This is a genomic window from Rhodococcus sp. 14-2483-1-1, from assembly GCF_002259335.1.
In the GTDB taxonomy this organism is placed as follows: Bacteria; Actinomycetota; Actinomycetes; order Mycobacteriales; family Mycobacteriaceae; genus Rhodococcoides.
This window is the reverse complement of the sequence record NZ_NPFX01000022.1, coordinates 358680-374947: the sequence shown is the minus strand read 5'-3', so window position 1 is coordinate 374947 and position 16268 is coordinate 358680. Positions and strand designations below refer to the sequence as shown.

Below are 16268 nucleotides of genomic sequence, written 5' to 3'. Positions count from 1 at the left end.
AGACGCGAAGCAAGTGGCTTCCACCAGCGATTTCAAGAACGGACTGGTTCTCAACCTGGAGAACCAGCTGTGGTCGATCATCGAATTTCAGCACGTCAAGCCAGGTAAGGGACCCGCATTCGTGCGGACCAAGCTCAAGAACGTGCTCTCGGGCAAGGTCGTCGACAAGACGTTCAACGCCGGTGTGAAGGTCGAGACCGCGACGGTCGACCGTCGCGATATGACGTACCTCTACCACGACGGCAGCGACTACGTGTTCATGGACGCAGACACGTACGACCAGCTCTCGATCGGTGAGGCCACCGTCGGCGACGGCGCGCGCTTCCTGCTCGAGAACCTGCGCGTTCAGGTCGCCATGCACGAGGGCGTCCCGCTGTACGTCGAGCTCCCCGTCACCGTCGAGCTCGAGGTCAAGCACACCGACCCGGGTCTGCAGGGCGACCGCTCCACCGGTGGTACCAAGCCTGCGACACTCGAGACCGGAGCCGAGATCTCGGTGCCGCTCTTCATCAACACCGGCGACAAGCTCAAGGTCGACTCGCGTGACGGCAACTACCTCGGGCGTGTGAACTCCTAACGTGTCATCGAAGAAGTCGACATCCTCCGGCGCGCAGAACGGTGCCCCCGGCGCGAAGAAGCTGGGCGCGCGTCACAAGGCCCGCAAGCGCGCGGTGGACTTTCTGTTCGAGGCAGAGGCGCGCAACGTCGATCCGGTGAACCTGGCCGCCGAGCGCATCGAGCTCGCTCGAGCCGACGACACCATCGCGCCGGTCAGCGACTACACCTCGACGTTGGTCGAGGGTGTTGCGGAGAACCTGGATCGCCTCGACGGGGTGATTGCCGATCACCTCAAGGATTGGACGCTCACGCGTCTTCCTGCGGTCGACCGGGCCATCCTTCGGATTGCCGTCTGGGAGCTGTTCCATGCCACCGACGTGCCTCCGGTCGTGGCCGTCGACGAGGCCGTCGAGCTGGCCAAACAGTTGTCCACGGACGATTCGCCCGGCTTCGTCAACGGTGTGCTCGGCCAGATCGTCCTCGTGGCACCCCAGGTACGCGCCGCCGCGGCGGCCGTGTCGAGCCGTCCGCAGGTAGACACGGCCGGCGACGCCGAGAACTGATCGAACGCTCGACGGTCCTGTGACCGAACGCTCTGCGAGCCTGGTAGGTGTGGTTCGCAGAGCGTTGCTAGGCTCTACGAAGTTCTATGTCAGACATCCTTTAACGATCCGTCCAGAGAGGCGGAGAAGGAGGTCGTAGTTTGCCTGCGCCCGAAAGCTCGTCTGCGAACCCTGCCGTTCGCGAATTGCTGTCCTCGGCCGATGTGGGACGAACCATCTCCCGCATGGCTCATCAGATCATCGAGAAAACTGCGCTCGACGCTGCCGACTCGCCGCGCGTCGTCCTGTTGGGTATTCCCACTCGCGGCACCACCCTGGCCGAGCGCCTCGCCGAACGCATCGAGGCATTCTCCGGCGTGCGACCCCCGCTGGGGTCTCTCGACATCACCTTGTACCGCGACGATCTGCGGAACAAGCCGCACCGCCCACTCGAGCGGACGTCGGTCCCGGTCGGCGGCGTCGACGACGCGTTGGTCGTGCTGGTCGACGACGTCCTGTTCTCGGGCAGAACAGTTCGCTCCGCGCTCGACGCGCTACGGGATCTCGGTCGTCCACGCGCCGTGCAGCTCGCGGTTCTCATCGACCGCGGCCACCGCGAACTTCCCCTCCGCGCGGACTACGTGGGCAAGAACGTCCCCACCGCGCGCACCGAGGACGTCTCGGTGTTGCTGTCCGAACACGACGGCCGCGACGGTGTCAGCCTGTCCGAGGGAGGATCGGCGCGATGAAGCACCTGCTCTCGGTCGCCGATCTCACCGTCGATTCGGCCACCGAACTTCTCGACGAAGCCGAACGCTTCGAGCAAGCGCTGCTCGGCCGCGAGGTCAAGAAGCTGCCGACGCTGCGCGGCCGCACGATCATGACGGTCTTCTTCGAGAACTCGACGCGCACTCGCGTCTCGTTCGAGGTGGCCGGCAAGTGGATGAGTGCCGACGTCATCAACGTCAGCGCCAGCAGTTCGTCGGTGTCGAAGGGGGAGTCGCTCCGCGACACCGCGATGACGTTGCGCGCTGCCGGAGCCGACGCCCTCATCGTTCGACACCCGGCATCAGGTGCTGCTCACCAGATCGCTCAGTGGACTGCCGACCAAGGATCAGGTGGAGGTCCTGCCGTCATCAACGCCGGTGACGGTACGCACGAACATCCCACCCAAGCCCTGCTCGACGCTCTGACGGTTCGTCAACGTCTCGGCGACATCGCCGGCCGACGAGTCGCGATCGTCGGCGACATCCTGCACAGCCGGGTGGCGCGCTCGAACGCGATCCTGCTGGCCAAGCTCGGTGCCGAGGTGGTGCTGATCGCGCCACCGACTCTGCTTCCCGTCGGAGTGACCGGCTGGCCGGTGCGGGTGTCACACGACATCGACGCCGAACTGCCCGGATTGGACGCCGTGCTGATGCTGCGCGTCCAAGCAGAACGGATGAACGGCGGGTTCTTCCCCTCGGCTCGGGAGTACTCCATCACGTACGGGCTCTCACAGCGCCGGCTCGAGCTGCTGCCCGATCATGCCGTCGTGCTGCACCCCGGTCCGATGCTGCGCGGTATGGAGATTGCGTCGTCGGTCGCAGATTCTCCCAAAACTGCAGTCTTGCAACAGGTTACGAATGGAGTTCACGTGCGGATGGCAGTGCTGTTCCGATTGCTGGTCGGTTCGGACGGGGGCGCTTCATGACCGCATCCACGTCCTCGGTTCTGCTGCGAGGCGTCCTGCTGTACGGCGAGGGCTCCGAAACGGACGTGCTGATCACCGGCGAGGAAATCGCGGCGATCGGTACCGACCTCGACGCCGACGGCGCGCAGGTGATCGAAGCCCGCGGCCATATTCTGCTGCCCGGATTCGTCGACATGCACACTCATCTGCGCGAGCCGGGCCGTGAGGACACGGAGACGATCGAATCCGGTTCGGCCGCTGCCGCTCTGGGCGGTTACACCGCGGTGTTCGCCATGGCGAACACCGATCCGGTTGCCGATTCGGTGGTCGTGACCGACCATGTGTGGCGCCGCGGACAGGAAGTCGGGCTCGTCGACGTCCACCCGGTCGGAGCGATCACCGTCGGGTTGAAGGGCAAGCAACTCGCCGAGATGGCCACGATGGCCGCGGGAATCGGCCGAGTGAAGATGTTCTCCGACGACGGACACTGCGTCGACGATCCGCTGATCATGCGTCGGGCGTTGGAGTACTCGAGCTCGCTCGGCGTACTCATCGCTCAGCACGCCGAGGAGCCACGACTCACCGTCGGTGCCGTCGCACACGAGGGGCCCACCGCCGCGCGGCTCGGACTGGCCGGTTGGCCACGCGCGGCCGAGGAATCGATCGTCGCGCGCGACGCCCTGCTCGCCCGAGACGCGGGTGCACGGGTGCACATCTGCCATGCGTCCACCGCGGGCACCGTCGAGTTGATGAAGTGGGCACGCGGACAGGGCATTTCGATCACCGCCGAGGTCACCCCGCATCATCTGTTGCTCGACGACTCGCGTCTGGAAACGTACGACGCGATCAACAAGGTGAATCCACCACTGCGCGAGAAGTCCGATGTCGACGCCCTCCGTCGAGGCCTCGCGGACGGCGTGATCGATTGTGTGGCAACCGATCACGCGCCCCACGCAGAGCAGGACAAATGCTGCGAATTCTCGATCGCACGTCCCGGCATGCTCGGACTGGAGACCGCACTGTCCATCGTGGTCGACACGATGGTGACAACCGGCCTGCTCGATTGGCGGGGTGTGGCGCGAGTGATGAGCGAGCGTCCCGCGCAGATCGTGGGATTGGCCGACCAGGGCCGGCCGATCGAGGTGGGCGAGATCGCCAACCTCACCGTGGTCGATCCGGGCGCGAGCTGGACGGTATCGGGCAAGAAGTTGGCCAGCGTCGCGCACAACACGCCGTTCGAGGACATGACCTTTTCCTCGAAGGTGACCACGACCGTGTTGCGCGGACGAATCACAGTCCGCGACGGTGCAGTAGCAAACAGAGGCGCCGTAGCAAACAGAGGCTCAGTGGCGAACAGAGCAGGGGAGTAGAGCGGTGGACAGAGTTCTGATCGTCATCGGATTCATTCTGTTCTGGGCGCTGATGATCGCGCTGATCTTCTGGGGTTGGCGAGGACGGCAGAAGCGTCAGGAAGATCGAATCGGTGAATTCCCGGCCGTGCCCGACGATCTGGGTGCCACGCACATCGAGCCGACCACCGGCCTGTACGTCGGCAGCACCATCGCGCCGAGCTGGCAGGACCGGATCGCCGTCGGCGACATCGGCCACCGCGCCACCGGTGAACTCTCCCGATACGAGAAGGGAATTCTTCTCGATCGGAACGGCGAATCTCCCATCTGGATTCCGGCGGAATCGATTCGCGCGATCCGCACCGAACGCGGGTTGGCGGGCAAGGTCATGACCAAGGACGGGCTCCTCGTCATCCGCTGGGAGCTTCCGACGGGGACCGAGATAGATACCGGCTTCCGGGCCGACGACAAGCAGATCTACCCGGTGTGGACAGCGAGTTCCACCGGAGAAACCAAGGAGGAAACCGCGTGAGCAGCGCAGTTCTTGTTCTGGAGGACGGCCGGACATTCCGCGGCACCACATTCGGCGCACAGGGGCGCACCCTCGGCGAGGCCGTGTTCTGCACCGGAATGACGGGATACCAGGAGACACTCACCGACCCGAGTTACCACCGACAGATCGTCGTCGCGACTGCGCCGCAGATCGGCAACACCGGCTGGAACCAGGAGGACGGTGAAGCCGCCAGCGCCCAGGATCCCAACAAGATCTGGGTCGCCGGGTACGTCGTCCGAGATCCGGCCCGCCGCACCTCGAGTTGGCGCTCGACCGGGACGCTGCAGGATCAGCTCGAGGCGCAGAATGTCGTGGGCATCGCCGGAATCGACACGCGCGCTCTGGTCCGGCACCTGCGTACCCGCGGCTCGATGCGAGCGGGAGTGTTCTCGGGCGACGCGCTCGGCACCTCGGACGAGATGCTCGAGCAGGTGGTCGGTCAGCCGTCGATGCTCGGTGCCGATCTCGCCGGTGAAGTGACCACGGGGGCCGGCTACACCATCGAGCCGTCCGGCGACGCTCGATTCACCGTCGTCGCAGTCGATCTCGGTATCAAGACCAATACTCCGCGGATGTTCGCCGAGCGCGGTATCCGCGTGCACGTCGTGCCGTCGAACACCACTATCGAGCAGGTTCTGGAGCTGAACCCGGACGGTGTCTTCCTGTCCAACGGACCGGGCGACCCGGCCACGGCCGACACCAGCGTCGCGTTGACCAGAGAAGTGCTCGAGCGGAAGCTGCCCCTGTTCGGCATCTGCTTCGGCAACCAGATCTTCGGGCGGGCACTCGGACGCGGCACCTACAAGATGAAGTTCGGGCACCGCGGCATGAACATCCCGGTGATCGAACACACCACCGGCCGCATCGCGATCACTGCACAGAACCACGGATTCGCACTCGAAGGCGAAGCAGGTGAGGAGTTCGACACCGACTTCGGTCGCGCCCGGATCAGCCACACGTGCGCCAACGACGGCACCGTCGAAGGCGTCGAACTGATCGACGGGAGCGCCTTCTCCGTGCAGTACCACCCCGAGGCCGCGGCCGGTCCGCACGACGCCGCCTACCTCTTCGACCGTTTCACCAGCGTCCTTCAGGAGAAGAAGTAATGCCACGCCGCACAGACCTGAACCACGTCCTGGTCATCGGATCGGGCCCGATCGTCATCGGTCAGGCCTGCGAGTTCGACTACTCCGGCACCCAGGCCTGCCGAGTGCTGCGCGAGGAAGGCCTCCGCGTCAGCCTCGTCAACTCCAACCCGGCGACGATCATGACCGATCCCGAGTTCGCCGACGCCACCTACGTCGAGCCCATCACGGCGGAGTTCATCGAGAAGATCTTCGCCCGCGAGGCCGAGCAGGGGCACCCCATCCAAGCTGTGCTCGCCACCCTCGGTGGACAGACGGCCCTCAACGCCGCCGTCGCACTGCACGATCAGGGCATTCTCACCAAGTACGGTGTCGAGCTGATCGGTGCCGATTTCGACGCGATCCAGCGCGGTGAGGATCGACAGAAGTTCAAGGACATCGTCGCCAAGGTCGGTGGCGAGTCCGCCAAGTCGGCTGTCTGCTACACGATGGACGAAGTGCGCGAGACCGTCGCCGAGCTCGGCTTCCCGGTCGTCGTGCGTCCGTCGTTCACCATGGGCGGTCTCGGATCGGGGTTGGCTTACAACGACGAGGACCTGACCCGGATTGCGGGCGGCGGCCTGGCGGCCTCGCCCACCGCGAACGTCCTCATCGAGGAGTCCATCCTCGGTTGGAAGGAATACGAGCTCGAGCTCATGCGCGACGGCCGCGACAACGTGGTCATCGTTTGTTCCATCGAGAACGTGGACCCGGTCGGCGTGCACACCGGCGACTCGGTGACCGTCGCACCCGCGATGACGCTGACCGACCGCGAGTACCAGAAGATGCGCGATCTCTCCATCGACATCCTGCGTGAGGTGGGCGTCGACACCGGCGGCTGCAACATCCAGTTCGCGATGGATCCGGCCGACGGCCGACTCGTTGTCATCGAGATGAATCCACGCGTGTCGCGCTCGTCGGCGCTGGCGTCGAAGGCCACCGGTTACCCGATCGCGAAGATGGCCGCCAAGCTGGCGATCGGCTACACCCTCGACGAGATCGTCAACGACATCACCCGCGAGACCCCGGCGTGCTTCGAGCCGACCCTGGATTACGTGGTCGTCAAGGCACCGCGGTTCGCGTTCGAGAAGTTCCCCGGAGCCGACGGCACGCTGACCACGACGATGAAGTCCGTCGGTGAGGCGATGTCCATCGGCCGCAACTTCACCGAGGCGTTCGGCAAGGTGATGCGCTCGCTCGAAACCAAGCGCGCGGGGTACTGGACCGGCCCCGAGGTCGAGGCAGAGAGCCTCGACGCGCTGCTGAAGGACCTGTCCGTTCCTCAGGACGGTCGGATGTACGGAATCGAGAAGGCGTTCGCGATGGGTGCCACTCTCGAGCAGCTCTTCGAGGCGACCAAGATCGATCCGTGGTTCCTCGATCAGTTCCAACAGATCCACGAACTCGGCGTCCAGGTTCGCGAGGCGGCCGAGTTCGACGAGGCGCTGTTGCGACAGGCGAAGTACCACGGGCTGTCCGACCGCCAGATCGCCGCGTTGCGACCCGAACTCGACGGCGAGGACGGTGTGCGTGCGCTGCGTGACGAGCTCGGCGTGCACCCGGTGTACAAGACCGTCGACACCTGTGCGGCGGAGTTCGAGGCCAAGACCCCGTACCACTACGGCACCTACGAGCTCGACCCCGAAGCCGAGACCGAGGTTGCCCCGCAGCCGGACCGGCCCAAGGTCCTGATCCTCGGATCCGGTCCCAACCGTATCGGTCAGGGCATCGAATTCGACTACAGCTGTGTGCACGCGGCGCTGACGCTGTCCGAGGCCGGCTACGAGACGGTCATGGTCAACTGCAACCCCGAGACCGTCTCCACCGACTACGACACCGCCGATCGCCTGTACTTCGAGCCGCTGACCTTCGAGGACGTTCTCGAGGTGTACCGGGCCGAGGCCGCCTCGGGAACGGTGCGCGGGGTGATCGTGCAGCTGGGCGGCCAGACTCCGCTGGGCCTGGCGAAGCGGCTGAAGGCCGCGGGCGTTCCTATCGTCGGAACATCCCCCGAGGCCATCGATCTCGCCGAGGACCGTGGTGAGTTCGGCAAGGTCCTCGACGCGGCCGGGCTGCCCGCTGCCAAGTACGGCACGGCGACCACGTTCGACGGGGCCCGCGAGATCGCGTCGGGTATCGGTTACCCGGTACTGGTCCGTCCGTCGTACGTACTCGGCGGACGCGGGATGGAAATCGTGTACGACGAGGCGTCTCTCGCGACGTACATCTCCAACGCGACGGAGATCTCGGACGATCGCCCGGTTCTGGTCGACCGCTTCCTCGAAGATGCTGTCGAGATCGACGTCGACGCGCTGTGCGACGGCACCGAGGTGTACATCGGCGGCATCATGGAGCACATCGAGGAGGCCGGCATCCACTCCGGCGACTCGGCGTGCGCGCTGCCGCCCATCACACTCGGCAAGACCGACCTCGAGAACGTGCGGCGATCCACCGAAGCCCTCGCGAAGGGAATCGGTGTTCAGGGCCTGCTGAACGTGCAGTACGCGCTCAAGGACGACATTCTGTACGTCCTCGAAGCCAACCCCCGTGCGAGCCGGACGGTGCCGTTCGTGTCGAAGGCAACCGCCGTGCAGCTGGCGAAGGCCTGTGCACGGGTGATGTTGGGGGAGAGCATCGCCGAACTTCGGACTGCGGGAATCCTGCCGGAGACCGGAGACGGTGGCACCGTCCCGGCCGGAGCTCCCATCGCCGTCAAGGAAGCGGTGTTGCCGTTCAACAGGTTCCGCCGCGCGGACGGCACCGGCGTCGACACTCTGCTCAGCCCCGAGATGAAGTCCACCGGTGAGGTGATGGGAATCGACTTCGATTTCGGTACCGCCTTTGCCAAGAGCCAGACCGCCGCATACGGATCGTTGCCCGCAGGTGGCGCGGTGTTCGTATCGGTGGCAAACAAGGACAAGCGCTCGCTGATATTCCCGGTGAAGCGGCTCGCGGACCTCGGATTCACCATCCTGGCAACCGAAGGCACCGCAGATGTGCTGCGGCGCAACGGAATCAAGTGCGAGCAGGTGTACAAGCAGTCGGGCGAGGACGTCCCGGAGGGCGAGCAGACCATCGTCGACCGCATCCTGGCCGGCGACATCGCGATGGTGATCAATACCCCGTACGGCAACTCCGGCCCCCGCGTCGACGGGTACGAGATTCGCAGCGCGGCAGTGGCACAGAACATCCCGTGCATCACCACGGTGCAGGGTGCGTCGGCGGCAGTGCAGGGCATCGAGGCCGGTATCGCCGGTGGAATCGGTGTTCGCTCGCTCCAGGACCTGCATGCGGGACTGAAGGAAGGTCTGGTCGTGCCATGAGTCATCTCGGTTGGTCGGATCGGTTGCGTTCGGCGGTGAGTGCGCGCGGTCGGCTCTGCGTCGGCATCGATCCACATCCAGCCCTGCTCGACGCCTGGGAGTTGCCGCGCTCGGCCGACGGTCTCGAGGTGTTCGCCGAGCTGTGCGTCGAGGCGTTCGTCGGCGAAGTCGCGATCGTCAAGCCGCAGGTGGCGTTCTTCGAGGCATACGGATCCGCGGGGTATGCGGTTCTCGAGCGCACCGTCAGTGTGTTGCGCGACGCCGGCACCCTGGTGATCGCCGATGCCAAGCGCGGCGATATCGGCACGACGATGGATGCATACGCGCAGGCGTGGCTTGAGCCCGAGTCGCCGCTGTCTTCCGATGCGGTCACGGTGTCGCCGTACCTGGGCTTCGATTCTCTGAGCGAGACTGTCGAGCGCGCGGTGCAACACCAGCGCGGGCTGTTCGTGCTGGCTCGAACCTCGAATGCGGAGGGTTCGGCCTTACAGCAGGCGGCGACATCGAACGGCGGGTCGGTGGCTCAGACGATCGTCGACGCGGCGGCGACGCGTAATCGCGTCGATGCCGACACAGTGGGCTTGGTCGTCGGTGCGACGCGTGACCACGGTCTCGATCTGTCGGACTACACCGGACCGATCCTCGCGCCGGGTCTGGGAGCGCAGGGAGCGACGGTGGCCGATCTCGCGGAGATCTTCCGTGATTCGCGTGAGCTGTTGCTGCCCAACTCGTCTCGGGGTGTCCTGGCCGCAGGCCCGTCGGTGACGGCATTGCGCGACGCGGCGACGCGGTTGCGCGACGAGATCGAAGCCGGTCTCGCATAGTCGACGCTGCTGCGCTCCGGCACTCGGGGGCGAGTTAGCGGTGAACGCGAGTCGTCGGTACGGTCGCTAGCGCTGCCGACGAACAGTGCAGATCGCCAGTGACCGCGGTCCGTGGCAGTGGTACACCGATGGTCGACGTGCCGACAACGATCGTGTGCGTCGTACCACCCAGAACGAGAAGACGGAGGAACCGACAGTGGCCCTTCCCCAGTTGACCCCCGAGCAGCGTGCCGCTGCCCTCGAGAAGGCAGCGATCGCACGGAAAGCGCGCGCCGAGCTCAAGGAGCGACTCAAGCGTGGCGGCACCGATCTCAAGCAGGTGCTCAAAGATGCCGAGACGGACGAGATTCTCGGAAAGATGAAGGTGTCCGCGTTGCTCGAGGCGTTGCCCAAGGTAGGCAAGGTCAAGGCCGCGGAGCTGATGACGGAATTGGAGATCGCACCGACGCGTCGCCTTCGTGGTCTCGGAGATCGGCAGCGCAAGGCGCTGCTGACGAAGTTCGATTTCGAGGCCTGACCACAGTGGCTGACACTGCGACTTCATCGGCCCCATCGAACGAGCGGGGTCGATTGGTGGTGCTCTCCGGTCCCTCGGGCGTCGGCAAGTCCAGTGTTGTTCGGCTCGTGCGCGCGGCGTTGCCCGAGCTCGTGTTCAGCGTGTCGGTCACGACTCGGTCACCCCGACCCGGCGAGACCGACGGACAGGATTATCACTTCGTCTCCGCCGACGAGTTCGACCGGATGATCGCCGACGGCGAGCTGCTCGAGTGGGCGAGCATCCACGGTGGCCTGCAGCGGTCCGGCACTCCGGCCGCGCCCGTCGAGGCCGCTCTCGAGGCGGGCAGTCCGGTTCTGCTCGAGCTCGACCTGGCGGGTGCCCGGGCGGTGCGCGTGTCCAAACCAGAGGCTCTACTGGTCTTCATGGCTCCGCCCACATGGGAAGACCTCGTCTCCCGGTTGGTCGGACGCGCGACCGAGGAAAGCGCGGCCACGGAGCGTCGACTGGAGACAGCGCGGGTGGAATTGGCCGCGCAGGACGAGTTCGACACAGTGGTTGTCAATACCGATGTCGACCATTCGTGCGAACAGTTGGTATCCTTGTTGGTCGGTAGGTCGTCGGTCGGCAACAGCTGACCATTCCCACGGCGCACGAGGCCCCGACCAGCTAGTTCGTAGCACCAACGATGCAATTTCAGGAGATCATCAGTGAGCAGCATTTCAGCGGCCGTTTCCGACTTCGACGGACGCAGCGCTCTGCCGGCCTACGACACGCCGCTCGGCATCACGAATCCGCCCATCGACGAGTTGCTTGCCCGCACCTCGTCCAAGTACGCATTGGTCATCTACGCAGCCAAGCGCGCACGCCAGATCAACGACTACTACAACCAGCTCGGTGACGGCATCCTCGAGTACGTGGGACCCCTGGTCGAGCCGGGCCTGCAGGAGAAGCCGCTGTCGATCGCACTGCGAGAGATCCATGCAGATCTCCTCGAGCACACCGAAGGCGAATAAGAACCTCACAGAGGACATCTGACTTGCATGTCGTCGTCGGAGTAGGCGGAGGTATCGCCGCCTACAAGAGTTGTTCGCTCATTCGCAGCTTCACCGAGATCGGGCATCGGGTTCGAGTGATTCCGACCGAATCCGCGCTCGAGTTCGTCGGACGTGCGACGTTCGAGGCACTCTCCGGCCAACCGGTGCACACCGGAGTCTTCGCGGACGTTCCGGAAGTTCCTCACGTGCGTCTGGGCCAGGAGGCGGACCTCGTCGTCGTGGCACCGGCCACCGCGGACCTGATGGCCCGGATAGCAGGAGGGCGTGCGGACGACCTGCTCACCGCAACTCTTCTCACTGCCCGCTGCCCGGTTGTTCTCGCACCGGCGATGCACACCGAGATGTGGGAGCACCCGGCCACTGTCGCCAACGTCGCCACGCTTCGATCGCGTGGCACACACGTAATCGAGCCGGCGTCCGGGCGGTTGACCGGACGCGACACCGGTTCGGGGCGGCTTCCGGAACCGGACGAGATATTCGCACTGTCGATGCTCGTGAGCGAGAGAGCCGATGCGCTGCCACGAGATCTCGAGGGGCGTCGTGTTCTGGTGTCCGCCGGAGGCACCCGTGAGCCCCTGGACCCGGTTCGTTTTCTGGGTAATCGGAGTTCGGGCAAGCAGGGATATGCGCTGGCCAGGGTCGCCGCGCAGCGCGGTGCCCAGGTGACCTTGGTTGCTGGATACACCAGCGACCTCGACGCGCCGGCTGCAGTCGACGTCGTGAACGTCAAGACCGCCTCGGACATGCAGGACGCTGTTCGCAAATATGCCGTCGGCGTCGATGCAGTGGTCATGGCGGCCGCGGTTGCGGATTTCCGCCCCGAGTCCATCGCGGGAAGCAAGATCAAGAAGGGCGCGAACGAGCCGTCCTCGATCCCGTTGATCCGTAACGACGACATACTCGCCGGCCTGGTCGCAGCTCGACGAGACGGCGACATCGAAACATCGACCGTCATCGTCGGGTTCGCCGCGGAGACAGGCGACGCAGACGGCGATGTGCTGACATACGCGCGGGCCAAGCTCGAACGCAAGGGCTGCGATCTGCTCGTGGTGAACGCGGTCGGTGACGGCAAGGCATTCGAGGTGGACCACAACGACGGTTGGTTGCTCGGAGCCGATGGTTCCGAGGCTGCATTGGGAGAGGGCTCGAAAGCCCTTCTCGCGAGCCGCGTCCTGGATTCAGTGGTGCAGATGCTCGATACGAGGAGCCCTCGACCGACTTCGAATCCCCGATGATGCCAAGGGTGCACGAGCGATGTCGTCCCGGCTACTGTGCTGGGCACCTGCTGTACCGATCGTAGAAATCAGGTTTGCCGCGTTCCGGCAGGGGCGATAACACCGAGGGAACGTCAATTTTCGTGGAGTGCCCGACCGGCGCACGGCGCCGGGTCGGGCAGGAACATGCGTCGAGAGGAAGTCCGTGAGCACGTCCGGTAGTCGGCTTTTCACCAGCGAGTCCGTTACAGAGGGTCATCCCGACAAGATCTGTGACGCCATCAGCGATTCGATTCTCGATGCTCTGCTCACGGAGGATCCGCGTGCCCGGGTCGCCGTCGAGACGTTGGTCACAACCGGGCAGGTTCATGTTGCGGGTGAGGTCAACACCACAGCGTATGCCGACATCCCGAAGATCGTGCGCGAGAAGGTCCTCGAGATCGGATACGACTCGTCGGCAAAGGGTTTCGACGGTAACTCGTGCGGGGTGAACGTCGCCATCGGTGCGCAGTCTCCGGAAATTGCTCAGGGCGTCGACCATTCTCACGAGGCTCGCGTCGAAGGGCTGTCCGACGACGAGATCGACCGGCAGGGTGCAGGGGACCAGGGTCTGATGTTCGGGTACGCCAACACCGACACGCCCGAGCTGATGCCGTTGCCGATCGCGTTGGCTCACCGTCTCGCACGGCGGCTGACCGAGGTTCGCAAGAGTGGAGTGCTGCCGTACTTGCGCCCGGACGGCAAGACTCAGGTGACGATCGAGTACGACGGCGACAACGCTGTTCGTCTGGACACCGTGGTGATCTCGACTCAGCATGCGGCCGACATCGACCTCGACAACCTGCTCACACCCGACATTCGCGAGAAGGTTCTGGGTTCGGTTCTGGCCGAGTTGAACGTGCCGACCCTCGACACCTCCGACGTGCGCCTCTTGGTCAATCCCACCGGCAAGTTCGTGCTCGGTGGCCCGATGGGTGACGCCGGATTGACCGGACGCAAGATCATCGTCGACACCTACGGCGGCATGGCGCGGCACGGCGGCGGAGCGTTCTCCGGTAAAGATCCGTCGAAGGTCGATCGCAGCGCCGCCTACGCGATGCGGTGGGTCGCCAGGAATGCCGTCGCAGCCGGCCTCGCCGATCGCATCGAGGTCCAGGTGGCGTACGCGATCGGTAAGGCTGCGCCGGTCGGTCTGTTCGTCGAGACCTTCGGCACGGAGAAGACCGATCCTGTGAAGATCCGCGCGGCGATCAGCGAGGTGTTCGACCTGCGCCCCGGCGCCATCATCCGCGACCTGGATCTGCTGCGGCCGATCTACGCTCCGACCGCGGCGTACGGCCACTTCGGCCGTACCGATATCGATCTACCGTGGGAGTCCACCGATCGGGCCGACAAGCTCCGGGATGCGGCCGGTCTGTAGACAGGGCGAAGACGGTCCAGTACGTACCTCCCCTCGCTCCGCCGCGGTTCATCCAGGTCGATCGAGGTCGGAAGAAGTCGAGAAGGAGGTGCGGTGGCGGTCTCGGCACAGGTAGCGGCGTCGAGTCTTCCCATCGCTCGCATTCTCCCGATGTTGCCGCTTGCGCATCTGGACCGCGAATTCGATTACCTCGTACCCGAGGAGTTCGGTGCGGATGCGCAACCCGGCGTCCGCGTTCGAGTGCGGTTCGCGGGCCGTTTGGTCGACGGTTTCGTGGTGGCCAGGCTTGCCGAGACCGACCATGACGGCAAACTCGGATGGCTCGAACGGGTGGTGTCCGCGGAGCAGGTTCTGACTCCCGAGATCGCCGAGCTCGCTGAGGTGGTTGCAGATCGCTACGCCGGAACGCGAGCGGACGTGCTGCGTCTGGCCGTACCGGCCCGCCACGCGAGGGTGGAAGCGGAAGCCACACCCGTCGTCGATCCTCCGAGCGAGCCTGCCGTCGACCGCGTGGCATGGTCCGCCTATACCCATGGCCCGAATTTCCTCGACGCCTTGGCGTCCGGTCGCCTTCCGCGAGCCGTGTGGCAGGCGCTGCCCGGCGAGCAATGGTCGATTCGTCTGGCCGAGGCGGCTGCGGTGACGGTGGCAGGCGGTAGGTCCGCGGTGGTCGTAGTGCCCGATCAGCGCGACCTCGATCGCCTGGAGGCGGCATGCACGGGGTTGCTCGGGGCCGAGCATGTTGTGGCGTTGTCGGCCGGACTGGGTCCGGCCAAGCGGTATCGGCAGTGGCTACGGTGTCTGCGATCGGGACCTGTTGTCGTCGTCGGCACGCGTAGTGCCGTCTTCGCTCCGGTGTCGACACTCGGCATGATCGCGATCTGGGACGACGGCGACGACAGTTTTGCCGAGCCTCGGTCCCCGTATCCGCACGCGCGCGAGGTGGCGTTGCTCCGTGCTCACGTCTCCGGGGCGGCGGTGGTGATCGGTGGACACTCGCGTACGGCGGAGGCCGAAGCGCTCGTCGACTCCGGCTGGGCCCACGACCTGGTGGCTCCGCGTGAGCTGATCCGAGAGCGTCAACCTCACGTGGTTGCGCTGGCCGATTCGGACCACGCTCTGGCGCGGGATCCAGCGGCTCGCGTGGCACGATTACCGGCGATTGCCTTCGAGGCTGCTCGGGCAGCATTGAAGGCCGACGCACCTGTGCTGGTGCAGGTTCCGCGTGCGGGCTATGTGCCGTCACTGGCGTGCGCGAAGTGCCGGAATCCGGCGCGGTGTCGTCGATGCAACGGCCCGCTGGCGCTGCCCTCGGCCGCGGGCAGCGACGGTGCCAGCAGCCCGACGTGTTCGTGGTGCGGAATCGCCGACGCTGCGCACCGGTGCACGGTCTGCGGATCGCGCAACCTACGTGCAGTCGTGATCGGTGCGGGTCGAACCGCCGAGGAACTGGGGCGGGCCTTTCCTGGTGTTCCCGTGCACAATTCGGGCGGCGCGACAGTACTCGACTCGGTCCGTCCCGGGGCCGGGCTCGTGGTGTCCACGGTGGGTGCCGAGCCGACGGTCGAAGGCGGCTACGGCGCGGCGTTGCTGCTCGACGGCTGGGCACTGCTCGGCCGCGCAGATCTGCGCGCCGCAGAGGAGACGCTGCGTCGGTGGATGACGGCCGCAGCCATGGTGCGGCCGGGTTCGGACGGTGGCCGTGTGGTCGTCGTGGCCGAATCCGAAATACCTACCGTGCAGGCTCTGGTTCGCTGGGATCCGTTGTGGCACGCGAGGAGTCAGCTGGACGAGCGTGTGGAGGTTCGCTTTCCGCCGGCCGTGCACGTTGCGGCGATCGACGGCACCACCGACGCGATCACTGCGCTGGTCGAGAGTGCAGATCTGCCCGAGGCAGTGGAAGTGCTCGGACCGGTCGATCTGCCGGACGGCCAACGCCCTCCTGCAAGTAGCGGAGAGGACGGGCTTTCCGGTGATGTGCAGCGGCTGCTGATACGCGTACCCCGCAGTACCGGGGCGGCACTGGCTCGGGCGTTGTCCGCTGCGCAGGCATCTCGCAGTGCCAAGAAACTCGGTGCGGGAGTGCGGATTCAGATAGATCCGATTCGTATCGGTTGACGCTCCATCGGGGTTCG

General features: G+C 65.5%; 15 protein-coding genes. All 15 read left to right on the top strand.

Annotated features, from left to right (window positions below; genetic code table 11):
- The first annotated feature begins 13 nt into the window (after positions 1–13).
- The 15 genes from efp to CH294_RS22570 all read left to right on the top strand — a co-directional run bounded on the left by efp (position 14) and on the right by CH294_RS22570 (position 16251).
- Positions 14–577: an elongation factor P gene (efp, locus tag CH294_RS22640; protein WP_027496978.1), complete on the top strand. Its 564-nt coding sequence runs from the start codon at positions 14–16 to the stop codon at positions 575–577.
- A 1-nt stretch (position 578) separates the two neighbouring features.
- Positions 579–1121 (top strand): transcription antitermination factor NusB, encoded by a 543-nt coding sequence (gene nusB / locus CH294_RS22635; RefSeq protein WP_052058392.1) that lies wholly within the window; start codon positions 579–581, stop codon positions 1119–1121.
- 140 nt (positions 1122–1261) lie between these two features.
- Positions 1262–1849 carry a bifunctional pyr operon transcriptional regulator/uracil phosphoribosyltransferase PyrR gene (gene pyrR / locus CH294_RS22630; RefSeq protein WP_032377801.1) on the top strand — a complete coding sequence of 196 codons (588 nt, stop codon included), beginning with the start codon at positions 1262–1264 and terminating at the stop codon, positions 1847–1849.
- Positions 1846–2793: an aspartate carbamoyltransferase catalytic subunit gene (locus tag CH294_RS22625; protein WP_032403354.1), complete on the top strand. Its 948-nt coding sequence runs from the start codon at positions 1846–1848 to the stop codon at positions 2791–2793. Before pyrR ends, CH294_RS22625 begins: the two co-directional genes overlap by 4 nt.
- Entirely contained in the window at positions 2790–4142 is a 1353-nt protein-coding gene (locus CH294_RS22620) for a dihydroorotase (RefSeq protein WP_094739110.1), read from the top strand. Before CH294_RS22625 ends, CH294_RS22620 begins: the two co-directional genes overlap by 4 nt.
- 4 nt (positions 4143–4146) lie before the next feature.
- Complete coding sequence (locus CH294_RS22615; protein ID WP_032403356.1) at positions 4147–4653, top strand: hypothetical protein; 507 nt, start codon at positions 4147–4149, stop codon at positions 4651–4653.
- The gene (gene carA / locus CH294_RS22610; protein WP_032377804.1) at positions 4650–5780 is read left to right on the top strand and encodes a glutamine-hydrolyzing carbamoyl-phosphate synthase small subunit; all 1131 of its coding nucleotides are present in this window, start codon (positions 4650–4652) and stop codon (positions 5778–5780) included. Before CH294_RS22615 ends, carA begins: the two co-directional genes overlap by 4 nt.
- Positions 5780–9121, top strand: coding sequence for a carbamoyl-phosphate synthase large subunit (gene carB / locus CH294_RS22605; RefSeq protein WP_094739109.1), 3342 nt, complete (start codon positions 5780–5782; stop codon positions 9119–9121). Before carA ends, carB begins: the two co-directional genes overlap by 1 nt.
- Positions 9118–9945, top strand: coding sequence for an orotidine-5'-phosphate decarboxylase (gene pyrF, locus CH294_RS22600; protein ID WP_094739108.1), 828 nt, complete (start codon positions 9118–9120; stop codon positions 9943–9945). The genes carB and pyrF overlap by 4 nt, the downstream gene beginning before the upstream one ends.
- A gap of 196 nt (positions 9946–10141) precedes the next feature.
- Complete coding sequence (gene mihF, locus CH294_RS22595; protein WP_027496987.1) at positions 10142–10462, top strand: integration host factor, actinobacterial type; 321 nt, start codon at positions 10142–10144, stop codon at positions 10460–10462.
- A gap of 5 nt (positions 10463–10467) precedes the next feature.
- On the top strand, positions 10468–11079 hold the full coding sequence (gmk, locus tag CH294_RS22590) for a guanylate kinase (RefSeq protein WP_052058391.1): 612 nt from the start codon (positions 10468–10470) through the stop codon (positions 11077–11079).
- A 72-nt stretch (positions 11080–11151) separates the two neighbouring features.
- Positions 11152–11457, top strand: coding sequence for a DNA-directed RNA polymerase subunit omega (gene rpoZ, locus CH294_RS22585; protein ID WP_032377808.1), 306 nt, complete (start codon positions 11152–11154; stop codon positions 11455–11457).
- Positions 11458–11480: 23 nt separating this feature from the next.
- Positions 11481–12734 carry a bifunctional phosphopantothenoylcysteine decarboxylase/phosphopantothenate--cysteine ligase CoaBC gene (gene coaBC, locus CH294_RS22580; RefSeq protein ID WP_094739107.1) on the top strand — a complete coding sequence of 418 codons (1254 nt, stop codon included), beginning with the start codon at positions 11481–11483 and terminating at the stop codon, positions 12732–12734.
- A 184-nt stretch (positions 12735–12918) separates the two neighbouring features.
- Complete coding sequence (gene metK, locus CH294_RS22575) at positions 12919–14133, top strand: methionine adenosyltransferase (protein ID WP_094739106.1); 1215 nt, start codon at positions 12919–12921, stop codon at positions 14131–14133.
- 150 nt (positions 14134–14283) lie between these two features.
- Positions 14284–16251, top strand: coding sequence for a primosomal protein N' (locus tag CH294_RS22570; protein ID WP_212709826.1), 1968 nt, complete (start codon positions 14284–14286; stop codon positions 16249–16251).
- Positions 16252–16268: the final 17 nt, after the last annotated feature.